Consider the following 23,138-nt stretch of genomic DNA (forward strand, 5'->3'; position numbering starts at 1 on the left):
GCACGTGCGGTCTATTGACCGGGGCAACTGGATGCGTTTAGCTTCGTCGATCAGGAAAGTTTCTTCACAGTTCTGACGCATCCCTCCATCCCGCCCCCTGGAGAGCTTCTATGCGCGGCTCCACCTTCCGTCGTCTCATCGCGGTGGCCGCCACCGCCGCGGTGGCCATCACGATCGCACCCCCCGGCGCCGAGGCAGCGCCCAAGAAGCCGAAGGTCGACGGCTACTACAAGGTCGGCTACTTCACCCAGTGGGGTATCTACGACCGCGACTTCCGGCTGCGCGACCTGCAGGACTCCGGCGGCGCCGCGAAGCTGACGCACCTCAACTACGCCTTCGGCAACGTGACGAAGGACGGCGTGTGCGCCACCGCCGACGCGTGGGCCGACTACCAGAAGGACTTCACCGCCGCGCAGAGCGTGGACGGCGTCGCCGACACCGCCGAGAACCCCATCCTCGGCAACTTCGGCCAGATCCTGGAGCTGAAGGAGAAGAACCCGAAGCTGCGGGTGCTCATCAGCCTCGGCGGCTGGTCCATGTCGGAGTGGTTCTCCGACGCGGCCGCCACCGCGGAGTCGCGCAAGAAGCTCGTGGCGTCCTGCGTCGACATGTACCTCAAGGGCAACCACGCCGGCCTGCCCGCGGGCGCCGGCAAGGACGTCTTCGACGGCATCGACCTGGACTGGGAGTGGCCGGCCTCGCCGGGCGACACCCCGAACATCTACCGCCCCGAGGACAAGCAGAACTTCACCGCGCTGGTGCGCGAGTTCCGCAAGCAGATCGACGCGTACGGCAAGACCCGCAACAAGTACTACGAGCTGAGCGCGTTCGCCCCGGCGAGCCCGACGTTCATCGACAACGGCTTCGAGGTCAAGAAGCTGATGAAGGACTTCGACTTCATCACGGTGCAGGGCTACGACTTCCACGGCTCGTGGGAGAAGCGCAACAACCAGCAGTCGGCGCTGCGGGTGCCGGCCGGCGCCCCGGACAACCCCGACTTCTCGGTCGAGGTCGCGATCAACAAGTACCTGAGCCTGGGCGCCCCGCGGAAGAAGCTGGTGCTCGGCGTGCCGTACTACAGCCAGGGCTGGACCGGCTCGACCGACAAGGGCAACGGCCTGTTCGCCGCGAACACCGCCGGCGCGCCCGGCAAGTTCGCCACCGGCACCGAGGACTGGAAGCGCCTCAAGCAGCTGCCCGGCAAGGACGGCTTCAAGGTCTACCGCGACTACAAGGCCGGCCACGCGTGGCTGTACAACGGCACCACCTTCTGGACGTACGACGACCCGGCGGTGCTGCTGCAGAAGATGTTCTACATCCGCAACCAGGGTCTCGGCGGCGCGATGATGTGGTCGCTCGACGGTGACGACGAGAAGTCGACGCTGACGAAGACCGTCTCGCTCGGCCTCTGGACCCCGTAACACCGCACCCCCTCGCACGGCTCCCGGGCCGCGACGCCTCGCGCGTCGCGGCCCGGTTGCCGTTCGGCGCACGCCACCCGCCGTCCGGCGCACAGTGATCGGCGTCACTCCGGCGGCCCGCAATGCCTCTCGGTAACGTCGCGGCCGCCCGTTGTGACGTTGAGGAGGTTGCCGGCATGGCTGAGCCCGACGTTCGGGACACCCCGCGGCGCACCGACAACAGCCCCTGGAACTGGCTGCTGATCGTGCCGATCGTGGTCCCGCTGATCACCCCGCTGTTCAACCACGACTCGCCGCGGCTGCTGGGCTTCCCGGCGTTCTACTGGCTGCAGTTCGCGTTCCTGCTGCTCGGCGTCGGCGCCACCGCGACGGTCTACAACCGCACCAAGCGGCGGCGGTGACCCATGGGCGACCACGTCACCGAGATCGTCGTCTTCACGCTGCTGTTCCTGCTCGTCAGCGGCATGGGCTTCGTCGCGGCCAAGTGGCGCGCGCCGAAGGACATGGCGCACCTCGACGAGTGGGGCCTGGGCGGCCGCTCGTTCGGCGGCTGGATCACCTGGTTCCTCATCGGCGGCGACCTGTACACGGCGTACACGTTCGTGGCGGTGCCGGCGCTGATGTTCGGGGCGGGCGCGGCCGGCTTCTTCGCCGTCCCGTACACGATCCTCATCTACCCGCTGTTCTTCCTGGTGCTCATCCGGCTCTGGTCGGTGTCGCACCGGCACGGCTTCGTCACCCCGGCCGACTTCGTGCGCACCCGCTTCGGCTCGCCCACGCTGGCGCTGCTCGTGGCGATCACCGGCATCGTGGCGACCATGCCGTACATCGCGCTGCAGCTCATCGGCATCGAGGCGGTGCTGAAGACGATGGGCGTCACGGGCGAGAGCGCGCTGGCCCGGCACGCCCCGATCATCGTGGCGTTCGCGATCCTCGCCGCGTACACGTACCAGTCGGGGCTGCGCGCCCCGGCGCTGATCGCGTTCGTCAAGGACACGCTGATCTACATCGTCATCCTGGTGGCGGTCATCTACCTGCCGGCGAAGCTGGGCGGCTGGGGCACGATCTTCGACGCCGCGCAGGACAAGTTCGCCGCGTCGCCGAACCCGAACGACGGCATCACGCTCAGCGCCAACAACCAGATCCAGTACATCACCCTGGCGCTGGGCTCGGCGCTGGCGCTGTTCCTCTACCCGCACAGCATCACCGGCATCCTGGCCAGCAAGAACCGCGACGTCATCAAGCGCAACATGTCGGCGCTGCCCGCGTACTCGCTGCTGCTGGGCCTGATCGCACTGCTCGGCTACATGGCCATCGCGGCCGGGGTCAAGCCGCTGCCCGGCGCCACCGAGGGCACCGTGGACAGCAACACGGTGGTGCCGGTGCTGTTCGACCAGGAGTTCCCGGCCTGGTTCGCGGGCGTCGCGTTCGCCGCCATCGGCATCGGCGCGCTCGTGCCCGCCGCCATCATGTCGATCGCCGCGGCGAACCTGTTCACCCGCAACATCTACAAGGAGTACATCAAGCGGGACGCCACCCACGCCCAGGAGGCGAACGTCTCGAAGATCACCTCGCTGGTCGTCAAGGTCGGCGCGGTGGCCTGCATCGTCTTCCTCGACCCGCAGTTCTCCATCGACCTGCAGCTCATCGGCGGCGTGATCATCCTGCAGACGCTGCCGGCGGTGGCGCTGGGCCTGTTCACCCGCTGGTTCCACCGGGGCGCGCTCATCGCGGGCTGGGTGGCCGGCATGGGCATCGGCATGTGGATGCTCTACAACATCGCCAACCCGGCGACCGGCCGCAAGCACTTCGGCGGCTCGGCGTTCCCGCTGGCGGAGCTGGGCCTCGGCTCGCCGAAGACCATCTACGTCGGGTTCGTCGCCGTCGCCGTCAACCTGCTCGTCGCCGCGGTCGCGACGCTCATCCTGCGGGCGGCGAAGGTCGCCGAGGGCGTCGACGGCACCCGGCCGGACGACTACACCGCCGACGAGGGCGACCCCCGCCTGGAGGCCGCCCGCACCGAGCCGGACGAGCTCGCCTCGTCCACCTGATCAGCCGACGGCGGCCGCGCCGGTTCGCGTTCCAGCGAACCGGCGCCCGCTAGGGCCACGACGCGGAGGACCGCTGATCTCCTAACGCCGCCGGACGAACGATTCCAGGGACTCGTTGAGCCGGCCCAGCATCGTGCCCAGCCGCGCGCGGTCCTCGTCGGACCAGTCCGCCAGGATGCGCCCGTACAGCTCGCGCCGGGCGTCGCTGACCTGCCGCACGCTGCGCAGCCCGGCCGGGGTGGCGGCGATCAGGTTGCTGCGCCCGTCGCGCGGGTCCGGCTCGCGGCCCACCAGGCCGTCGTTCTCCAGCACCGCGACCTGCCGGGTGACCGTGGAGCCGTCCAGGTTGAGCCGGTCCGCCAGCGTGGTCACCGTCAGCGGCCCGTCGGCCAGGTGGCGCAGGATCACGTACGCCGCCCGGTCCAGCGCCCGGTGCGGGGCGATGCCCGTGGACCGCCGGGTCGCCTCGCCCAGCCGCATGAGGAAGGCGATCTGGGTCTCGATCTCGCCCAGGGTGTCGTCACGCATGTCACCCATTGTCCGGGTCCGTGATCATCGCCGGGCGGCGAGGCGCGCTCAGCGCCGCCAGGTCGTCGAAGAAACCGCGGGTACGTCTTCGCCACGCAGCCCGGGTCCTCGATGCGCACCCCGGGCGCCCGCAGGCCCAGCAGCGCCAGGCTCATCGCCATCCGGTGGTCCTCGTAGGTCGCGAACGACACCGGCCGCGGCGCCCCCGGCCGGATCGTGAAGCCGTCGTCGTCCTCGGTGGCGTCCACCCCGGCCCGGTTCAGCTCCGTGACGATCGCGCGCACCCGGTCGGTCTCCTTGCCCCGGATGAACCCGATGCCGGTGACCCGGGTGGGGGAGTCGGCGAACACCGCCACCGCGGCCAGGGTCTGCGCCGTGTCGGAGATGTCGGCCATGTCGACGTCCACCCCGCGGATCGTCGCCGGCCCCTCGACCGTGATGGAGTCCGCCGTGCGGGTCACCGTGGCGCCCATCCGCTCCAGCACGTCCGCGAACCGCACGTCGCCCTGCAGGCTGGCGGTGCCCAGGCCCTCGACGGTCACCCGGCCGCCGCGGATCACCGGCGCCGCCAGCAGGTACGACGCGGCGCTGGCGTCCGGCTCGATCGCGTAGTCCGCGGCCGTGTACGCCCCCGGCGCCACCGTCAGCCCCTGCGTCTCGACGCCGAACGCCCGCATCACCGCCGCCGTCATCTCCACGTACGGCACCGACACCAGCGGCGACGTCAGCTCGACCGCCAGCCCGTCGCGCATCAGCGGCCCGGCCATCAGCAGCCCCGACAGGAACTGGCTCGACAGGTGCCCGGGCAGGCGCACCCGCCCGCCGGTCAGCGGCCCGGTCACCGCCGCCGGCAGGAACCCCGGCGTCTCCTCCTCGACGGTGGCGCCCAGCTCGCGCAGCGCGTCCAGCAGCGGCCCGAACGGCCGGGCCCGCAGCTGCGCCGACCCGTCCACCACGGTGCGGGCGGCGCGCAGCGCCGCGGCCGGCAGGACGAAGCGCGACGTGGTGCCGGACTGGCGGGCGTCGACCGTACCCCCGCCGCCCTGACCCAGGCCCCCGCGGACCCGGACCGTGCCGCGGCCCTCGTCGGTCTCGACCTCGGCGCCCAGGGCCGCGACGGCGCCCAGCATGGCGCGGGTGTCGTCGGCGAACAGCGCCCCCGTCAGCGTGCTCGTGCCCGGCGCCAGGGCCGCGCACAGCAGCGCCCGGTTGGTGATGCTCTTGGACCCCGGCGGCCGGACCGTCGCGTCGAAGGGGCGGGGCGCGGGCGGCACGGCGAGATGATCCACACACTCATTTTGCCCTGCCGAACCTCTTGGCAGTCGACCCGTCCGAGTGCTAAAAAATGAAGTGTCGCGCCAGCCCAGCGCGGTGACCGACCACCACGGGCGGCGGGCGCGACCATCGAGAATTGTGCGCCACACGCCTGCCGGACACTCCGGCGGGCCGCGTCAAGGAGGTGGTTGGCGTGGTGCTGACTTTCGATCCTTTCCGCGAGATCGACCGCCTGGCCGGTCAGATGTTCGCCGGCACCGGCGGCGCCGCCGCCGGCACCATGGCGATGCCGATGGACCTGTACCGATCCGGTGACCACTTCGTCCTGCACTGCGACCTCGCCGGCGTCGACCCGGGCAGCGTCGACATCAACGTCGACGGCCGCGTCCTGACGATCCGGGCCGAGCGCAGCGCCCGCACCGACACCGACGTGCAGTGGCTGCGCCGCGAGCGCAGCACCGGCACCTTCGAGCGCAGGCTCACCCTCGGCGACGGGCTGGACTTCGACCGGATCGACGCCACCTGGCAGGACGGCGTCCTGACGCTCACCATCCCGCTCGCCGAACAGGCGAAGCCCCGGCGCATCGAGATCAAGGCCGCCAAGCAGCAGCAGCAGGCCGCGATCGACGCGCCGGTCGTCAACGGCTGACACCCACTCCGCACGGGGCCGGGCGGTTCGCCCGGCCCCCGACCGCGGCCGCGCCGGGCGGTTCGCCCCGCGGCCGGCACCCGCAGGGCCGGGCGGTTCGCCCGGCCCCTGCTGCCGTCGCCCCGCGTCAGGTCAGCGCCCGCCACAGCAGCAGCAGGCCGATGGTCGTGCCGAACGTGACGATCAGCGCCCGCAGCACCCGCGCCGGCAACCGCCGGGCCACCCGGGCCCCCACGTAACCGCCCACCACCGTGGCGGGCGCCAGCACCGCCACCGCCACCCAGTTCACCGGCCCGAACACGGCGAACACCAGCACCGTCACCACACCCACCACGGCGGACAGCACGTTCTTGAGCGCGTTGACCCGGTTCAGCGTCTCCGTCAGGACCAGCGCCAGCGCGGCCACCAGCATCACCCCGAGCGCCGCCCCGAAGTACCCGCCGTACACCGACCCGACGAACACGATCGTCTGCAGCGCCGCCGCCCCGTGCACCCGCCCGTGCCCCACCAGCGCCCGCAACCGCTCCTGGAACGCCAGCGCCCCCGCCGCCGCCAGCACCAAGAAAGGCACCACCAGCTCGAACGCCCGCGCCGGCGTCGCCAGCAGCAGCACACACCCCGCCACACCCCCGACGACGGCGGTCGGCACCACCCGCACCAGCAGCGCCCGCTGCCGACCCAGGTCCGCCCGGCTGCCCACAACGCTCGACACGTACCCCGGGCACACGGCGACGGAATTCGTGACGTTGGCCGCCACCGGCGGCAACCCCACCGCCAGCAACGTCGGGAACGTGATCAGCGACCCACCCCCGGCGACGGCGTTGACGACACCGGCGCCGAACCCGGCGGCCACCAGCAGGACGATGTGCGCGGCATCCATGGTCCGCCCAGGCTACGGTGCGGCCCGGGGCGACCACTACGATGGTGGTCGCGACGGACGAGTCGGCCGGGCGGTCGCGTCGGCGCCCCCCGCGGGCGCCGCCGAGGAACGTCCGGACTCCACAGGGCAGGGTGGTTGCTAACGGCAACCCGGGGCGACCCGCGGGACAGTGCCACAGAAAACAGACCGCCGGCACCACGGTGCCGGTAAGGGTGAAACGGTGGAGTAAGAGCCCACCAGCACCCCGGGTGACCGGGGTGGCTCGGTAAACCCCACCCGGAGCAAGGCCAAGCAAGGCCACCGCCGCAAGGCGGTGACCGGCGCAGGCGTTCGAGGGCTGCCCGCCCGAGCCTGCGGGTAGGCCGCACGAGCCTGCCGGCGACGGCAGGCCGAGATGGATGGCCGCCACCGGTGACCTGGTCACCGGCTACAGAATCCGGCGTACAGGCCGACTCGTCCGTCGCCCTCCTGGTGAGGGTGTGTTTACTGGCCTGTGAGCTGGTGTTTCGTACGTCAATACTGGTGGGCGTCGGTCGTCGTTGGTGGGCGTTTGACGGCCCAGCCACGGCCAAGACGGCCCAGAGACGGCCCAGGAATGATCTTCAAACAGTGGCCACCCGATCGGCTGGAGTGGCATCCCGTCGCGCAAGCCTCGCTCGGCCGGGCCGCGCCCGGGTCGGGAAGGTGGAGCGACCCACCGGACGTACGACCTTCCCGACCCGGGCGCGGTCTGGTTGCCTCCGGTGCGCGACGGATTGCTGCGGCACGGCTGGGCATCCCGGAGCTGCCGGTGTCCAGGGGCGGATAGCCCCGGCCGCCGGAGGCCGGTTCCGGGTCGTAGGGCCGGAGGCCCTGCCCGCCGGAGGCCACTTTGCACGCGCTGATCAAAGGCACCGCTGGATGGCTGCCGTACCCTCGTTCACGATCTGTGACTGCGAAGGTAGGGAGGGACACGTGGGAGTTGATCCGCTGGCCCCGCTGCCGGGTCGACCGTCGCTAGGGCCGCTCAAGACGGACCTCTCCCCAGCCCTGCGCGCGACCTTACTGAGGTGGGTGGAGACGCAGCTTCTTCCTACCCAGGCTGGCGACCGCGTCCTCGCCGTCGCAACGGCTCTGGACATTCCTCTACTCGACGCATTCGCCGACGAAGACGTGATCGGTTCACTGGAGTACTTCTGGAGGGAGAGCGACGGGCAGCTACTGGACGTCGTGCACGCGACCCTTCACGTGCTCGCGAACAGCGGGATCGTCTTTCGTCCTCCGCAGCCGTACGAGGAGGTCGAGAAGCACCTCGCGCTCGGGCGTTCGGTATGGCAAGCCACTGCCACCGGACTCGTACGCCGCGTGGAGGCCGCCACCCAGGCAGCACTCGAATGGACGACCATGACCGCCGACGCGGCGAGCGCCGAACTCAAAGAGGCGTGGGAGAAGGCGACGAGTCGCGAGGGCGATCCGTCCGATGCCTGGGACCACGCGATCAAAGCGGTCGAGGCGGTCCTCATCCCCATCGTCGTGCCCACGCAGGTCGGACCTCACCTCGGTCACGTCCTGGGCCAGCTCGACCGCCACGGACAACTGTGGGAACCCGGCCTCCGCTACAACCAGACGAAGCCACCCGACAGCTCACCGCGGTCACCCGTGGAGGCTCTGGTCGGGGTGCTTCGGCTTATCTACCCCAATCCCGACCGCCACGTCGGTCCCGGCCACCGGACGCCAACCGCGGCTGAGGCCCGAGTGGTAGTGCAGCTCGCGATGACCGTTGTGCAATGGGCCCGGGAAGGTCTGATCGTCAAGCGATAGTCGCGAGGCGTGCGGCCCCGACATCTTGCTCACCCGCAAGCGTCGGGGCTTCGCCGTATCCGCTGATCTCGCGGTGGCCACCGCCGGGCCGCGCCGGGAGCGAAGCGGCAAGGCGCGGACGGCCGGCGAAGTGGCTCGCGCGGCGGCCGGAGGCCGCCCTTGAAGCCGTATGGAAACTCTTCACCGGCCGTGAGCCTGGCTTTTGTGTCCTCCGTCGGGTGATGTGCGACAGTCGTCCGCCAGGTGATCTGCGACCGCCGAGTGCACGGATCGCGGCATGAGAGTGCTGTTGATCTTTCTGCTGTGGCCGGCTTCGGACACTCCGGTGCCGGGCTTCCAGGTTGAGCCGCGCCACCGTCGAGCAGCAACCCTCTGGCGCCCCTACTCGGCTCTGGTGATCGGTGCCGGCCGCAGCTCGTCGGCCGTGACATGCTGGCCGATCGGCCGGGTGACCTATCGGGCGCCCTGGCGTGGCCGCCGATGTGCGGGCTTATCATCCTGCGATGTCCACAAGACAATGTGTTCGATCAGGTCACGACCTGGTCGCTGCTGGCGACGGCGCGGCGTAGGTCGTCGGCCCCGGGGCCGTGCAGATGCCTGATTCGCACGGCGCGTCCGGTGAGGAGCAGGAACAGGTCGGTCATGGTGCCTGTCACCTGCGCGCCGTGTCCGGTGGACCAGGCATGGTCGGTCGCAATGAGCTGGAACGTCGCCAGCGGCAGCGAGCGGAAGACTTTCGCGTTCCCGCGGCCGCCGTAGGAGACGACCCGGTCGGCCGCTTCGGCTACCTCGACGGCGGGAACGTGGACCTCCCGGCCCAGTGGGATGGCCATGTCGAAGGTGTGGCCGGTGGCGTCGATGAGCGCCTCGCGGCAGGTCAGGCCCGGGAACGTACGGTGCCGTCCCACCAGCAGATCGAGCCTGTGGAGGAGTTGCCCGGGGTCGTGGCGTCGGGCGAGGTCGATCGATCCTTCTCGGATGATGTGGTTGGTCCGGCCCGGATGCCGGATGGCCAGCAGCGTCAGCTGCCGCATGGTCAGCAACGGCATCGTCAGGTGGGCTGCGACGTCCCTGATGGTCCACCCCTCGCACAGCGAGGGGCTGTCCCACTCGCCCGGGGCCAAGCCTGTTAAGAGGTCCACGATGGTGCGGCGTCGCCGGTCGACGGCGGACCAGACCTCGGCGTCGTCCATGAGCCCGATCCTTTCACCCGACGAATCTAGTACGAATATGGTACTAAGAACTGGTCCTGATCGGGACTACCTGGAAGGCCGACCCGTGGCAGAACGTGAAGTCTCGTCCGGATGGCTGATGTTCATCGGCTTCCGGGCGGCCGAAGACCGGATCCTCGCCGCGCTCGCCGAGGCTGGTTACGTCGACATCACCCGTGCCCAGGCCAGGCTGCTGGCTGGCATCGACCTGGGCGGGACCAGGCTGGTGACCCTCGCTGACCGCGCGCGCATCCCCAAGCAGACCGCCCTGGCCCTCGTCAATGGCGTCGAGGCGGCCGGCTATGTCGAGCGGGTGCCGGATCCCTCCGACGGGCGAGCACGACTGATCCGGCTGACAGCACGCGGCCGTGGCGTGTTACCCCTCGCGATCGCCGAGGAAGCGCGGATCGAGGCAGACTGGCAGGCCCTCCTGGGCGTCCGACGAATGCGGGCGCTCCGCAGGGCACTGTGGGACCTGGCCTTGAGTGCCGACCCGGACCTACACCCGCCCGAAGCTCCGGAGCGAAAGGAAGCCTGAGGGCGCAGGTTTGCGTGATCGCTCATCCGTTCGTCGGCATATCCGCGCCTCGGCCGCCCATGCGGGCGGGCAGGTTTTCTGGGCTGTCGCAGATCACCTGGCGGAGAACTGTCGCACATCTGTTGTCGGGTCACAGTGAGCCTGGCTTTTGTCCGGTCAGGGGACGAGCTCCACACTCGCGTCCTGCCTGACTTGAGACATGATCATCCTGGCCCAAACGCCCACTTGCTGTCGGGACCGGGCGGTACCCGCTGTACCGCTGCTACTGCCAGGGGCTGTCGGGCCAGTGCTGCGAGCTCCACGTCCGCGCGCTCCAGGTCCGCGCCGACCAGGTACGGGCCGTCCACCCCGTGCCGTCCCACTCCGCGTTGCTCCAGGTGCGGGCGGTCCACAGCTGCCCGGACCAGGTGCGCGCCGTCCACGGCACCGAGACCCACGTCCTGGCGCCCGTCGCGGCGCTGTCGAACGTCGAACCGGTCCACACGTTGCCGTTCCAGCTGCCGCCCTTCCACGCCCTGCCGTCCCGGGCGAGCGGCGCCCAGGTCGCGCCGACCCACGGTGCGCCGAAGATGTCCCGCTCGCCGGCGAGCACCTCGCCGGTGTCCGAGTCGGCGACGTGCGCCGAGCCGCGGGAGCCCTCGAGCGTGCCCAGGCCGGTCGCCGCGATGCCCTTCTGCGTGGAGTAGTACGGCGTGGAGGCCTTCATCGCCGACGCGATGTCGAGTTGGCCCGCGCCGGCGGAGATCGGGTCGGCGCCCGTGAGCGGGTCGGCGGTGTCCATCAGCAGCTTCTTGACCTGGTTCGGGGTCAGCGAGGGCCGCTGTTCCAGCAGCAGGGCGACCGATCCGGAGACGACCGCGGCGGCCTGGGAGGTGCCGCTGCCGCGCAGGAAGCGCTCCTTGCCCGCCTTGTCCTTCATGCGCGCCCCGGGGAAGTTCGCGTCGACGTACGAGCCGGGGGCCCGCAGCGAGACCACGGACCGGCCCGCGGCGAGCAGGTCGGCGTGCCGCGTGGCGTTGCCGCGGGTGCTGAAGGTCGCCACTGTGTCGTCGGAGCGGCTCATCGTCCCGTTCGGGTCGGCGGCCCCGACCGTGATGACGAACGGGTTCGCGGCGGGCATCGTGACCCGGTCCGCGGCCGCGCCGTCGTTGCCGACGGCCACCACGACGACGATGCCCTTGCGCCACGCCGCCTCGACGGCGTACGACAGCGGGTCGAGCCGGGCGTCCTGCACCGAGTCGGTGCCGAACGACAGGTTCAGCACCCGGATGTTCAGGCCGGTGTCGTTGCGGTGCTGCACGACCCAGTCGATCGCGGCGATCACCTGGGACACGTCGGTCGCGCCGTCGGCGGCCGCCACCTTCAGGCTGATCACGCGTGCACCGGGGGCGATCCCGTCGAAACGCGCCTCACCGGACGGGGTGGCCGCGTCGCTGCCGGCGATGATGCCGGCCATGTGGGTGCCGTGCCCGAAGGTGTCCATCTGCCGCAGGTTGGGCGCCTGCGACTCGAAGGACAAATCCGGGCCGTGGACCACCTTCCCGGCCTTGTCCAGGCCGGGTACCGGGGCCACGCCGGAGTCGATCAGAGCGACGCCGATGCCGCTGCCGGTCGGCTCGGCGTCGTCGCCGCCCCACCAGTTGCTCGAGCCGCTGTCGCCCCAGGAGCTGCCGGACCGGCTGTCATCGTCGTCCTCCTCATCGGCGGCGGAGTCCTTGATGTCGTCGACGGAGTTCCAGCCGGAGTCGTTGCGCCAGGAGTCGCCCTTCATCCGCACGGATCCGTCAGGCGTCACCTCGGCCACGCCCGCGCTGGCGCGCAGGGACGGCAGCAGGCCCCCGGGCACGCTGGCGGCGAATCCGGAGATGAGCGGCAGCGGGCTTCGGACGGTCCCGCCGCCGTCGCGGACGAGGTCCTGCGCCGCACGTGACTCGACTGGCCCCTCGGTGCGGATGACGACGTCCACCGTTGTTTCCGAGCCCGGGTCCGCAGAGGCCGGTGTCCCGGCGGCGGTGAGACCGACGGCCACGGCCAGCCCCGTCATGCCGGACGCCACGCACCCGAGCCAGCCCGGCGCCACAGTCGGCCTCTTACGCACGTTGTCCTCCTCCGACGCTCACGGCCGGCGGGGAAGGCAACCCCTGCCGTGACGCAGGGGGAACCATCGTCCGGCGGCGGTCAAACTTGAAGGCTTGACGACAGAAGCCGCGGTACCGGGGTCCGGAGTCGATGCAAGGTCGGGGTCCGGCGGGGTCAGCGCCGGACTTCACGTCGACCCATCGCGGCTGCCGAATCGGAACGCCCGGGTGGGTGTCGGCACTTCTACCAATACCGGCCGGGGGAGTTCGCCGCGTGTAATGAAGACCCCGGCCCAAGCCCGGAGCGGTGGGACGCAATCTGCGGCGAGGAGGCACCATGAAGGCAGTGGTCTACGACGGGCCGCGACAGGTCAGCGTCAAGGACGTACCGGACGCGCAGATCGAGCGGCCGACCGACGTCCTGGTGCGGATCACGTCGGCGAACATCTGCGGCTCGGACCTGCACATGTACGAGGGCCGGACCGACTTCGAGCCCGGTCGCTGGTTCGGGCACGAGAACATGGGCCAGGTGGTCGAGGTCGGCGAAGGAGTCGACAAGGTTCGGGTGGGCGATTGGGTCGTTCTGCCGTTCAACATCGCCTGCGGGCACTGCAAGAACTGCGAGCGTCAGCTCACGAACTACTGCCTGACCGCCCAGCCGGAGCCGAACATGGCCGGCGCCGCGTACGGCTTCGCCGACATGGGCCCGTACGGCGGGGGACAGGCGGAGCTGCTGCGCGTGCCCTGGGGGGACTTCAACTGCCTGCGGCTGGGGGAGGACGCCGAGCAGCGCCAGACCGACTACGTGATGCTCGCTGACATCTTCCCGACCGGCTACCACGCCACGGAGATGGCCGGCGTCCAGCCGGGCGACCAGACGGTCATCTACGGCGCCGGCCCGGTCGGGCTGATGGCCGCCCTCTCAGCGACCATCCGTGGGGCCGGCAAGGTGATGGTCGTCGACCGGCATCCCGACCGGCTGAAGTTGGCCGAGTCGATCGGCGCGATCGCCATCGACGACTCGAAGGTCGATCCGGTGCAGGCCGTTCTCGACGAGACGATGGGGCTGGGCGCGGACAACGGCTGCGAGTGCGTCGGCTACCAGGCGCACGAGCCCGACGGCCAGGAGCGGGCCAACCTGACGATGAACCGGCTGGTCGCCTCGGTGCGCTTCACCGGGAAGATCGGCTGTGTCGGCGTCTTCGTGCCCCAGGACCCCGGGGCCGGCGACGAGCTGGCGAAGCAGGGCAAGCTCGCCTTCGACTACGGCATGTTCTGGTTCAAGGGTCAGCACATCGGCAGCGGCCAGGCCCCGGTCAAGAAATACAACCGGCAGCTGCGCGACCTGATCGCCGGCGGCAAGGCCGAGCCGTCCTTCATCGTGAGCCACGAGCTGCCCCTCGACCGGGCGCCGGAGGCCTACGAGCACTTCGACAACCGCGACGACGGCTGGACCAAGGTCGTCCTCCACCCGGCGATGGCCGGGGCGTGACATGGCCACGACGCTGAACGGACGGCGGGTCGCCATCCTGGCGGCCGACGGCGTGGAGCGGGTGGAACTCGAGCAGCCCCGGCAGGCGCTGGAGGATGCCGGAGCGCGTACGGATCTGGTCTCGATCAGTAGCGGCGAGATTCGGGCGCGCGACCACGACCTGGAAGACGCCGGCACCTTCGCCGTCGACCGCCTGGTCAGCGCGACATCGGTGGACGAGTACGACGCCCTGTTGCTGCCCGGGGGGACCGTGAACCCCGACAAGCTGCGGATGGAGCCGGCCGCGGTGGCCTTCGTCCGGAACTTCGTCCGGTCCGGCAAGCCGGTCGCCTCGATCTGCCACGGTCCGTGGAACTTCGTCGAGGCCGACGTCGCGCGTGGCCGCCGGCTGACCTCGTGGCCGAGCGTGCGCACCGACCTGCGCAACGCCGGGGCGGAGGTGGTCGACGAGGAGGTCGTCACCGACGGCAACATCACGACGAGCCGGTCGCCCGACGACCTGCCGGCCTTCTGCGAGCGCATCGTGCAGGAGTTCGCCAAGGCCCCGCAGTCCGCCGGCGCGGGAGGTCGGGCGTGACGTCGTTCGTCGGGACCGTGGCGTCCCTCGCCGCCCGTGCCGGCGGGAGCGCCGTCCGTCAGGTGCGGTCGGTCGTCGACCCGTCCGCTGCCCGGCCGGCCGGTGCGAGTCAGCCGGCGTCCGGGTGGCTCGTGGTCACCGTGCTTCGCGAGCAGTCCGACATCGACACGGCCCGGCTGCCCGCGCCCCTGGCCGACTTCGGCGGCCGGATCGAGGTCCGCGTCCGCCCGGCCGCCGACGGCAAGGGCACCGAGCTGGCGGTACGGCTGCGCGACCGGCGCTCGTCGGGAGGCGTCCTCAGCCGGCTCGGCGGCAGGGACCCGCAGGCCGAGCTGCGATCCGCGCTGCGCCGGGCCAAGCAGCTCATCGAGGTCGGTGAGGTGCTGGCCGTCGACCCCGCACCGCACGGCAAGCGGACGGCGACCCCTGGCGGCATGCTGCTGGAGGCGTGGACCAAGGTGGCGCCCAAGGCAGGTGTGCGGTGAAGGCGGTCACCTGGCGCGGGGTCAACGAGATCGGCGTCGAGGACGTCCCCGAGCCCACGATCATCAACGACCACGACATCATCCTGGAGGTGGGGCTGACCGCGACCTGCGGCTCGGACCTGCACCTGATGGGCGGCTACATCCCTGCCATGCGCGCTGGGGACGTGCTCGGGCACGAGTTCATGGGCACGGTCGCCGAGGTCGGTCGCGGCGTGACGAAGCACCAGGTGGGCGACCGCGTGGTGGTGGTCTCCTTCACGAGCTGCGGGCAGTGCTGGTACTGCCGGCAGGGACTGTGGTCGCTGTGCGACAACGGCAATCCCAACCCGGGGATCACCGAGGCGCTGTGGGGCCAGGCCATCGGCGGCTGTTACGGCTACTCCCACGCCCTGGGCGGCTGGGCGGGCAGCCACGCCCGCTACATCCGGGTGCCCTACGCCGACCAGGGGGCCTTCCCCATCCCCGACGGCGTCTCCGACGAGCGGGCGCTGTTCGCCTCGGACGCGGCGCCCACCGGCTGGACGGGGGCGCACCAGGCCGAGGTGCGGCCGGGGGACGTCGTCGCGGTATGGGGTGCCGGCGGCGTGGGGCAGATGGCCGCCCGCGCGGCCATGCTCATGGGCGCCGAGCGCGTCGTCGTCATCGACCGGTACGACAACCGGCTCGCACAGGTCCGCACGCACATCGGGGCGGAGACCCTCGACTACGAGAAGGTCGACGTCCCCGCCGAGCTGCGCGAGTTGACAGGCGGCCGGGGTCCGGACGTCTGCATCGAGGCGGTGGGCATGGAGGCGCACAGTCCAGGCCCGCTGTACCTCTACGACCAGGTGAAGCAGCAGATGCGGCTGCAGACCGACCGGCCGACGGCGGTGCGCGAGGCGATCTACGCCTGCCGTAAGGGCGGGACGGTGTTCACCCTCGGCGTCTTCGCCGGCGTCGTGGACAAGTTCCCCCTCGGCGCGGTGATGAACAAGGCGCTCACTCTGCGCGGCGCCCAGCAGCACGGGCACCGCTACATCCCGGAGATCCTCGACCGGATGAGCCGGGACGAGGTGAAGACCGAGCACCTCGCGACTCACGTGATGTCGCTCAACGACGGGCCGAAGGGCTACCGGATGTTCAAGAACAAGGAGGACGGATGCGTCCGTGCCGTGTTCCGTCCGGGTGCGTGAGGAGTCACCGAGCGGACCGTGCGCGGCCCCCGCGCCGAGGCCGACGGCGGGTCGGCGCCGGCGCCGAGCCCTCGCGGCCGCGGTGCGGGGGTCCGTGGTGAGCACCGGAACAGCGGTGGAGGCGGGGCCGCGGACCACGATTCTGTCGTGGCGCCGCATGCTGATTTGTCTCGCTGGCGGCCTGGTCGCCGCCGCACTGGCGACGGTCGCCGGCACTCCCGAGATCGCGGTCCTCCTCGGCTGGGCCGTCGCCGCCGGCGGTCTGTTGCTGTGGGTGTGGCGGATCAGCTGGCCGCGCGACCACGACGGGACGAAGCGGCTGGCCGAGGAGGAGGGACGGACCCGCGTCACGGACACCGCCGTGCTGGGCGCGGCGGTGGCCAGCCTCGCGGCCGTCGTCGAGGGCATCCTCCGGGCCGGCGCTCAGGACGCCGTCGGCGTCGCCACCGTGGTGCTCGGCGTCCTGGTGGTCATCCTGTCGTGGGCGCTGGTCAACACGGTTTTCGCCCTCAAGTATGCGCGCCTGTACTACTCGGGCGGCGACGGCGGCATCGATTTCGGCCAGCGGGAACCACCTGCCTACAGCGACTTCGCCTATGTCGCGTTCACCGTGGGCATGAGCTTCGCGGTACCCGACACCCAGCTCGCGGACACGTCGATCCGTAAGGTAGCCCTCGGGCACGCTCTGCTGTCCTACCTGTTCGGCACCGTCGTCATCGCCGTGGCGGTGAACCTGGTGACCAACCTGGGGCAGTCGTCGTGATGGAGCGCCGCCGCCCTGCCGGCGCCGTGAGCCGGGCGGTACCCTCGACAGGACGCTGTCGCATCCGATCAACCGTCGCCGTGGCGGGCGGGAGGTGGAGGCCTACAGATGGCTGAACTCCCGCTCGGTGGCTTCGAGGTGGTGTCGGAGCTCGGTCAGATCGCCGCCTCCGGGCAAGGCACGGTCGCGCAGCGGGCCGAGGCGGTGTTGGAGGCGCTGCACCGGCTGGTCCCGTTCCAGGCCGCTGTGATCCACCTGCTTGATCCGGACCGTCGTGCGGCGACGCCGGTGGTGAGCCGGGGCTATGGTGCGGCGGTGTCGGAGTTCATGGCCAGCCCGGCCAACTCCGAGGAGATCGAGCTGTTCGGACTCGCCCGGGATCGCGCTGCCCTGCGTCTGCGCGACCTGCCCGTGCCGGCCGAACGTGTTCGGGTCTGGGCGGAGTATCTGTGGCCGGCCGGGTTCCGGGAGGGCCTGGCGGTCGGCCTCTTCACTGCCGACGGCCGCCATCTGGGGGTCCTTGGCCTGAACACCGACACCGACCGGCATCCGACCGAGGCCGCCCGCGACCTAATCGGCGCGCTGGCCCCCACGATCGCGAAGGCGGTCGATCCCACGCGGTCGATCGCCGAGATGGCGCGGATCGTCAGTCCCGCCCGGGCCGGGATTCTGCTGACCCGGGCCGGAAACGCGCTGCCGCTGTCCGGCCTGCCGGGCCACCCGCTGCTCGACGTCGGCTCGACCGTCCTGGCCGTGGTGGCCCGGCAACTGCTGGGCAGCGGCGGCTACGGATCCTTCCTGTGCCCGGACGGCGCGCCCGACGCCGTCCGCAGCCACGTCCGGATCACCCTGCTCGCCTGCCCTCCTGATGCGCCGCAGTACATGGTTGCGGTGGTACTGCTGTCCCCTCCCGGCGACCTGCTCGGCCTGACGGACCGCGAACTGGAGATCCTCGGCCTGCTCGTCGAGGGCTGGCCGAACCGCCGGATCGCCGCCGCCCTGTACATCGCCCAGCGCACCGTCGCCGCCCACATCGAGCACATCCTCCCCAAACTCGGCGCACCGACCCGGACCCTGGCCGCCGTCCGCGCGCTTCGCCTCGGCCTGTACGTCCCATTGCCGCTCGCCGTCATCTGAGGAATGCGGTCAGCTGGGTCGGGACGTAGAGCCCCTCGCGGGCGGCGCGCGAGCTGGCCGTGGTCCGGTCCGGAACGGCGAGCTTGATCCGGGCCATCGACGTAGATCAGGCCTCCGTCCCGGTAGGCACGTCGATGAGCCGGTACGGGACGTACAGACCATGCCGCGCCGCCATTACTGCGGCGGCGGTCCGGGTCGGCGCGCGCAGCTTCACCCGGATGTGTTCGAGGTGGGCCGCGGCGGTCCGCGCGGTGATGGACAGCCGGTCGGCGATGCCCTGATTGGCGTGTCCTTCGATCACCAGCCCGAGAACGACCAGCTCGCGGTGCGTCAGGGCGCAGAGGTCCCCGGCGGGCGAGATCAGGACGAGCGCCACCAGGTCGTCCGGTGTGCCCGGCGGACAGGCGAGGCCGGTGACCCGGACGTAGCGCACCTGGCCGTCGTCCCCCCGGGCCGGGCAGAGGAACGCCGTGTGCCGGACCCGGTCGGTCAGACCGTCGACCGCTGCGGGCACGACGCCGGGGTGTCTGGTGAGCAGGGCATCGGTCGCCATCCCAGGCAGTGGGCCGACGCTGCCTCGGCGGTCGACGACGACGGCGGCGGTGGCGCCGTAGACCAGCCGCGTCAACCCGGCCAACGAGTTCATCGGATCCAGGACGGCGGTGATCGTGTGCGCGATCGCGCCGATCGCGTCCCGCGCCTCAGTGGTCGGCTGGCTGGCCCTGTCCGTGTGCAACGCGAGCGCCCCGAGGTGGCGGCCGTCCTGGGTGACGAGTGGGACGGCGAGGCCTTCGCGGAAGCCGGCCGGCCACCAGTGTTCGGACCAGCACGGCAGCTCGGCCGAGTGCGGCGGCGCATCCTGCAGGCGCATGGGCCAGCGTCGCTCCAGCATGCCGACCTTCTTGCTCAGCTCGGTCAGCTCCTCCGATTCCATGTACGCGCGGCTGTCCCGATCGTGGCCGGCGGAGGTGACCGTGGTGTAGCGCCGCTGATCCGCGTCGAGCGTGCCGATCCACCCTGCTGCGAACGGAACGACCCGTTCCATGGAAGCCCACATGGATGCCAGGCCCGCTCCCGGGCCGCCGCGGGCACGCGTCAGGCGGTTGATCTCTGCCGCCAACTCCAGCGTCACCGTCAGCAACTCGGTCACGGCCCGACCTCCCCACGACCCGGACGGGTGGTGTCGCTGCCGCGTACCCCCCGAGCCGGTGGCAAACGTCGCCGCCGCGAGCGGATGGGTAGTTCTGCCAATCGACATCCACCGGAGTGACTGTTGCGATTTAGGAGAGGGGAGCCCGCTCGTTCCGAGCCGTCTCCATCGGCTGGACGGGATTCCTACGCGGAGGGCGCGCCGTTCGGGGCTCGCCGGCGCCCGGGTGAAGGGATCGGCTCCGTGCCTGGGGCGCGGGGCACACAGAGGAGAGTCCATGGAGCTGACGGCTACGACAACCATTCGCAAACCGGCGCCGGAGGTCTACGCGTTCTGGCGCCGGCTGGAAAACCTGCCGACGTTCATGGCGCATCTCGAGGAGGTCCGCGCCACCGGTGACCGGACGAGCCGCTGGGCTGCCCGTGCCCCGTTCGGCACGGACGTCGCGTGGGACGCGGAGATTACCGACGAGACGCCCGGCGAGAAGATCGCGTGGCGGTCGACCGGCGACGCCGACGTGCCGAACGCCGGCACGGTCTTCTTTGTGCCCGCCCCGGACGGCGTGAGCACCGAGGTGCACGTTCTGCTGACCTACGACATCCCGGGCGGCGCGGTCGGCAAGGCGGTCGCCAAGTACTTCGGCGAGGAACCGCACCAGCAGCTCGACGACGACTTGCGCCGGCTCAAGCAGGTGCTGGAGACGGGGGAGGTGGTTCGGTCAGACGGCGCCCCTTGGGGCAAGCGGGCCCGCCAGGAGTTCCCGCAGCGACCGGCGCAACCGCTGTCGGACGCCGAGCTCGCGAAGGGAGCGGACGCATGAGGGCAAACACCTGGGCGGGTCGCAACTCCGTCGAGGTCCGTGACGTGCCGGACCCGAAGATCCTGAACAGCCGCGACGCCATCTTACGGATCACCAGCACCGCGATCTGCGGCTCGGACCTGCACCTGGTCGACGGGTACGTGCCCACGATGCAGGACGGCGACATCATGGGTCACGAGTTCATGGGCGAGGTGATCGAGGTCGGCCCGGGCGTCGATTCCGGCCGGCTGCGGGTCGGGGACCGGGTCGTCGTGCCGTTCCCGATCGCCTGCGGAGCGTGCGCCGCCTGCGCCAACGACCTGTACTCGTGCTGCGAGAACTCCAACCCCAACGCCGGGATCGCGGAGAAGATGTTCGGTCACCCGGTCGCCGGGATCTTCGGCTACTCGCATCTGACCGGCGGCTTCGCGGGCGGCCAGGCGCAGTACGCGCGAGTGCCGTTCGCCGACGTCGGCCCGCTGAAGATCGAGTCCGATCTGACCGACGAGCAGGTGCTGTTCCTCTCCGACATCCTGCCCACCGGTTACATGGGCGCCGAGATGTGCGACATCCAGCCCAGCGACGTGGTGGCGGTGTGGGGTGCAGGCCCGGTCGGCCAGTTCGCCATGGACAGCGCCCGGGTCCTCGGCGCCGCGAAGGTCATCGCCATCGACAAGGAACCGTACCGGCTGCAGATGGCCGAACAGGCAGGCCACACGCCGGTGAACTTCGACGAGGTCGACGTGCGGTCCCGGCTGCTCGAACTGACCGGCGGGCGGGGACCGGACAAGTGCATCGACGCGGTCGGCATGGAGGCCACCCACGGCAGCGCCCACATCTCGGCGTACGACCGCGTCAAGCAGGCCGTCCGGTCGGAGACCGAACGCCCGCACGCGCTGCGCCAGGCGATCCTGTCGTGCCGCAGCGGCGGCGTGGTGTCGGTGATCGGCGTGTACGGCGGGCTGATGGACAAGTTCCCCGCCGGGGCGTGGATGAACCGGTCGCTGACCCTGCGGACCGGGCAGTGCCACGTGCACCGTTACATGAAGCCGCTGCTGCAGCGCATCGAACGCGGAGAGATCGATCCGACCCGGATCATCACCCACACCCTGCCGCTCGACGAGGCGCCGCACGGCTTCGACATCTTCAAGAACAAGCAGGACAACTGCGAGAAGGTCGTCCTCAAACCCTGACAGCGGGAGTCGGCGTGCGGTCCCGCCCTGGCGGGGCCGCGGCCGAGCGCGCCCGGAGTGGCACTACGCGTTTTTCTCGTCCCGCCAGCCGCCGGGTTCGGGATGGTAGCCGTAAGCGGCGGCCCGCACCGTGTCCTCGTCCTCCAGCCCGGAGCCGATCGCGCCGCCGACGGTGGCCAGCGAGCTGATGATCCAGGCCAGTATTAGGTAGTCGGTGACGTGGACCGTCCGCTGCAGGGTCTGTTCCAGCACGGATGTGTCGATCAGCAGCGCCGCGGCGAGTACCGTTCCGGCGAACAGCACCAGATAGGACACCGCGGTGGCCAGAGCCAGGGTGAGAACCGTGCCCAGGTTGAACAACCGGGCCAGCTCAGCCGATGTCTCTCGGTCCGGTTTCTCCCAGAGGTCGTGCGCGACGATCAGCCAGGCCACCAGCGCGGTCAGCCCGAGCAGCATGACAACGGTGAGGCGGAGTCCGCCGAGAGCATCGCCCATCTGCCAGATGGTGCTCGTGGTGAGCGCGACCGCGGCCGTGCCGAAGGCGCCGACCAGCAGCTTGGACAGGCCGAGCAGGGCACGCCCCGGGCGGTTGGCCCGAACCATTCCGGTCACCAGTCGCACCCGGCCGGTCAGGCGCGAGGCGACGTAGCCCCACTCCCCGGCGTCAGCCTCGCCGACCACCCGGCTGATGGCGCCGACCCGGCTTGCCAGCTCGGCCGGTTCCCAGCCGGCCGGCGGCACCCGCTCGTCGGAAGCGTCAGTGAGTAGCCGGGACACGAGATCCGGGACGGCGGCGCGGACCGTCCCCAGCTGGCGCAACCCCAGCGCGGGCAAGGACACCATCGCGACCCGGCGCCGGGCGGACGTCTGCGCGACCAGCGGCACCCGCTCGGCATGCAGCGGCAGGTCGGTCAAGCAGATCGCGACGTCCCACCGGGCGTCTTTGCGCCGACGGGCACAGTCGTCGAGCAGCGCCTCGACGCCGCCGTCGCGGCGCGGGGCCACGTCGCCCCAGCCTTCGCGGACGGTCCACTGCACGTCCGCGTCCACCCGCTCGCTGAGCTGGTCGGCCAGTTCGGCGGTGAGTCGCGCAACCACCTGGGCCGGGTAGTCCGGTGGGGTCGCCACCACCCCGACGACAATTTCCGGCCGGCCCTGCTGACTGTGGGTCATCGGCGCTCCTCGCAAGTAGCCTGGCGAGTCCCTCGGGACAACCTACCGGACCCGGAAGGCCGCGGATCGCGTCGCAGCGCAGCGTCTGCCGGCCGAGCCATACACCTGATCGCCCAGCCCGATGGGCGCCAGCTCGTCCGGCGCGCACCAGTCAGCCAGTGACACGGCCTCTGGAGTCGCAAGACTTAAGACGGCTCAAGTTGGGTCGAGTTAGCCGGCGGTCGCTAGCCACTCATGGCTGAGAACGGCGTACAGCAGGGAATCGCGCCATGCGCCGTTGGTGAAGACGTGGTCTCGGATGCGGCCCTCGTACTGCATGCCGAGCCTGTCCGCGACGACGATGGAGGCGGCGTTGTCGGGGCCGATCGCGGCGGAGATGCGGTGCAGGCCCAGGTCCGCGAAGCCGAACTCGATCATCCGGCGGGCGGCGTCCGTGGCGTAGCCCTTGCCCCAGCGGTCTGCGCGGATGGCGTAACCCAGCTTGGCGGCCTCTACCCCGGCGAACGCGAGGCGGGCGAACCCGACCAGTTCCTCATCGCCGACCGTGACGGCGAGGTAATACTCGGTACGCGGGTCGAGCTGGGCGCGCTTGGCGGCGCCGTCGACCATCGCCTGGGCTGCGGCCATGTCGCGGCTGTCGAAGGACAGCCAGTGGGTGACGCGGTCGTCGCCGATGATCGCCAACGTGTCGGCCGCGTCGTCGCTGCGGAATTCCCGCAGGGTGACAACGCGGCCGGTGAGGGTGACGGGATACATGGACCGATCC

Annotated in this window: 22 protein-coding genes and 1 other RNA gene; 15 read left to right on the forward strand and 8 right to left on the reverse strand. The window is 70.8% G+C overall.

Features of this window, described 5'->3' with window-relative positions:
- The first annotated feature begins 110 nt into the window (after nucleotides 1–110).
- The 3 genes from Sya03_RS27790 (at nucleotide 111) to mctP (ending at nucleotide 3,472) form a co-directional block, all read left to right on the forward strand.
- The gene (locus tag Sya03_RS27790; protein WP_203941389.1) at nucleotides 111–1,421 is read left to right on the forward strand and encodes a glycoside hydrolase family 18 protein; all 1,311 of its coding nucleotides are present in this window, start codon (nucleotides 111–113) and stop codon (nucleotides 1,419–1,421) included.
- Nucleotides 1,422–1,597: 176 nt separating this feature from the next.
- Nucleotides 1,598–1,822 carry a DUF3311 domain-containing protein gene (locus Sya03_RS27795; RefSeq protein WP_203941390.1) on the forward strand — a complete coding sequence of 75 codons (225 nt, stop codon included), beginning with the start codon at nucleotides 1,598–1,600 and terminating at the stop codon, nucleotides 1,820–1,822.
- A gap of 3 nt (nucleotides 1,823–1,825) precedes the next feature.
- A complete protein-coding gene (gene mctP / locus Sya03_RS27800; RefSeq protein ID WP_203941391.1) occupies nucleotides 1,826–3,472 on the forward strand; it encodes a monocarboxylate uptake permease MctP in 1,647 nt (548 codons plus the stop codon).
- An 81-nt stretch (nucleotides 3,473–3,553) separates the two neighbouring features.
- On the opposite strand, the gene Sya03_RS27805 is transcribed toward mctP, so the two are convergent.
- Nucleotides 3,554–3,952 carry a MarR family winged helix-turn-helix transcriptional regulator gene (locus Sya03_RS27805; protein ID WP_239107915.1) on the reverse strand — a complete coding sequence of 133 codons (399 nt, stop codon included), beginning with the start codon at nucleotides 3,950–3,952 and terminating at the stop codon, nucleotides 3,554–3,556.
- Nucleotides 3,877–5,289 carry a 3-phosphoshikimate 1-carboxyvinyltransferase gene (gene aroA, locus Sya03_RS27810; RefSeq protein WP_239107902.1) on the reverse strand — a complete coding sequence of 471 codons (1,413 nt, stop codon included), beginning with the start codon at nucleotides 5,287–5,289 and terminating at the stop codon, nucleotides 3,877–3,879. Before aroA ends, Sya03_RS27805 begins: the two co-directional genes overlap by 76 nt.
- 179 nt (nucleotides 5,290–5,468) lie before the next feature.
- Here aroA and Sya03_RS27815 point away from each other — a divergent pair, with 179 nt between their 5' ends.
- Nucleotides 5,469–5,924, forward strand: a complete 456-nt coding sequence (locus Sya03_RS27815) for an Hsp20/alpha crystallin family protein (RefSeq protein WP_203941393.1) — start codon at nucleotides 5,469–5,471, stop codon at nucleotides 5,922–5,924.
- Nucleotides 5,925–6,051: 127 nt separating this feature from the next.
- On the opposite strand, the gene Sya03_RS27820 is transcribed toward Sya03_RS27815, so the two are convergent.
- Entirely contained in the window at nucleotides 6,052–6,804 is a 753-nt protein-coding gene (locus Sya03_RS27820; RefSeq protein ID WP_203941394.1) for a sulfite exporter TauE/SafE family protein, read from the reverse strand.
- Nucleotides 6,805–6,862: 58 nt separating this feature from the next.
- On the opposite strand from Sya03_RS27820, the gene rnpB reads away from it, so the two are divergent.
- Together rnpB and Sya03_RS27830 are read left to right on the forward strand one after the other, a co-directional pair.
- Nucleotides 6,863–7,264: RNase P RNA component class A (rnpB, locus tag Sya03_RS27825), an RNA gene on the forward strand.
- 593 nt (nucleotides 7,265–7,857) lie between these two features.
- Entirely contained in the window at nucleotides 7,858–8,604 is a 747-nt protein-coding gene (locus Sya03_RS27830; protein WP_203941395.1) for a hypothetical protein, read from the forward strand.
- A 527-nt stretch (nucleotides 8,605–9,131) separates the two neighbouring features.
- Here Sya03_RS27830 and Sya03_RS27835 read toward each other — a convergent pair.
- Nucleotides 9,132–9,797: a maleylpyruvate isomerase family mycothiol-dependent enzyme gene (locus Sya03_RS27835; RefSeq protein ID WP_203941396.1), complete on the reverse strand. Its 666-nt coding sequence runs from the start codon at nucleotides 9,795–9,797 to the stop codon at nucleotides 9,132–9,134.
- A gap of 85 nt (nucleotides 9,798–9,882) precedes the next feature.
- Between Sya03_RS27835 and Sya03_RS27840 the strand changes: the two genes are divergently transcribed.
- Complete coding sequence (locus Sya03_RS27840; protein ID WP_203941397.1) at nucleotides 9,883–10,353, forward strand: MarR family winged helix-turn-helix transcriptional regulator; 471 nt, start codon at nucleotides 9,883–9,885, stop codon at nucleotides 10,351–10,353.
- A gap of 262 nt (nucleotides 10,354–10,615) precedes the next feature.
- Here the strand turns inward: Sya03_RS27840 and Sya03_RS27845 are convergent, their stop codons facing one another.
- Complete coding sequence (locus Sya03_RS27845) at nucleotides 10,616–12,451, reverse strand: S8 family serine peptidase (protein WP_239107903.1); 1,836 nt, start codon at nucleotides 12,449–12,451, stop codon at nucleotides 10,616–10,618.
- 317 nt (nucleotides 12,452–12,768) lie between these two features.
- Between Sya03_RS27845 and Sya03_RS27850 the strand changes: the two genes are divergently transcribed.
- The 6 genes from Sya03_RS27850 (at nucleotide 12,769) to Sya03_RS27875 (ending at nucleotide 18,057) form a co-directional block, all read left to right on the forward strand.
- Nucleotides 12,769–13,923 (forward strand): glutathione-independent formaldehyde dehydrogenase, encoded by a 1,155-nt coding sequence (locus Sya03_RS27850; RefSeq protein WP_203941398.1) that lies wholly within the window; start codon nucleotides 12,769–12,771, stop codon nucleotides 13,921–13,923.
- A 1-nt stretch (nucleotide 13,924) separates the two neighbouring features.
- Nucleotides 13,925–14,500: a type 1 glutamine amidotransferase domain-containing protein gene (locus Sya03_RS27855; protein WP_203941399.1), complete on the forward strand. Its 576-nt coding sequence runs from the start codon at nucleotides 13,925–13,927 to the stop codon at nucleotides 14,498–14,500.
- 131 nt (nucleotides 14,501–14,631) lie between these two features.
- Complete coding sequence (locus Sya03_RS27860; RefSeq protein ID WP_203941400.1) at nucleotides 14,632–14,985, forward strand: hypothetical protein; 354 nt, start codon at nucleotides 14,632–14,634, stop codon at nucleotides 14,983–14,985.
- Nucleotides 14,982–16,157 (forward strand): zinc-dependent alcohol dehydrogenase, encoded by a 1,176-nt coding sequence (locus Sya03_RS27865; RefSeq protein WP_203941401.1) that lies wholly within the window; start codon nucleotides 14,982–14,984, stop codon nucleotides 16,155–16,157. Before Sya03_RS27860 ends, Sya03_RS27865 begins: the two co-directional genes overlap by 4 nt.
- A 157-nt stretch (nucleotides 16,158–16,314) precedes the next feature.
- Entirely contained in the window at nucleotides 16,315–16,920 is a 606-nt protein-coding gene (locus Sya03_RS27870; protein ID WP_203941402.1) for a DUF1345 domain-containing protein, read from the forward strand.
- Between the two features lie 108 nt (nucleotides 16,921–17,028).
- A complete protein-coding gene (locus tag Sya03_RS27875) occupies nucleotides 17,029–18,057 on the forward strand; it encodes a LuxR C-terminal-related transcriptional regulator (RefSeq protein ID WP_203941403.1) in 1,029 nt (342 codons plus the stop codon).
- A 106-nt stretch (nucleotides 18,058–18,163) separates the two neighbouring features.
- Here the strand turns inward: Sya03_RS27875 and Sya03_RS27880 are convergent, their stop codons facing one another.
- Entirely contained in the window at nucleotides 18,164–19,207 is a 1,044-nt protein-coding gene (locus Sya03_RS27880; protein ID WP_203941404.1) for a LuxR C-terminal-related transcriptional regulator, read from the reverse strand.
- A 277-nt stretch (nucleotides 19,208–19,484) separates the two neighbouring features.
- Between Sya03_RS27880 and Sya03_RS27885 the strand changes: the two genes are divergently transcribed.
- Nucleotides 19,485–20,027, forward strand: coding sequence for an SRPBCC family protein (locus tag Sya03_RS27885; RefSeq protein ID WP_203941405.1), 543 nt, complete (start codon nucleotides 19,485–19,487; stop codon nucleotides 20,025–20,027).
- Nucleotides 20,024–21,199 carry a zinc-dependent alcohol dehydrogenase gene (locus tag Sya03_RS27890; protein ID WP_203941406.1) on the forward strand — a complete coding sequence of 392 codons (1,176 nt, stop codon included), beginning with the start codon at nucleotides 20,024–20,026 and terminating at the stop codon, nucleotides 21,197–21,199. The genes Sya03_RS27885 and Sya03_RS27890 overlap by 4 nt, the downstream gene beginning before the upstream one ends.
- Before the next feature lie 63 nt (nucleotides 21,200–21,262).
- On the opposite strand, the gene Sya03_RS27895 is transcribed toward Sya03_RS27890, so the two are convergent.
- Together Sya03_RS27895 and Sya03_RS27900 are read right to left on the reverse strand one after the other, a co-directional pair.
- Nucleotides 21,263–22,372, reverse strand: coding sequence for a hypothetical protein (locus tag Sya03_RS27895; protein WP_203941407.1), 1,110 nt, complete (start codon nucleotides 22,370–22,372; stop codon nucleotides 21,263–21,265).
- A 210-nt stretch (nucleotides 22,373–22,582) separates the two neighbouring features.
- Complete coding sequence (locus Sya03_RS27900) at nucleotides 22,583–23,128, reverse strand: GNAT family N-acetyltransferase (protein ID WP_203941408.1); 546 nt, start codon at nucleotides 23,126–23,128, stop codon at nucleotides 22,583–22,585.
- Nucleotides 23,129–23,138 lie beyond the last annotated feature (10 nt).

This window comes from Spirilliplanes yamanashiensis (genome assembly GCF_016863475.1).
Lineage (GTDB): Bacteria > Actinomycetota > Actinomycetes > Mycobacteriales > Micromonosporaceae > Spirilliplanes > Spirilliplanes yamanashiensis.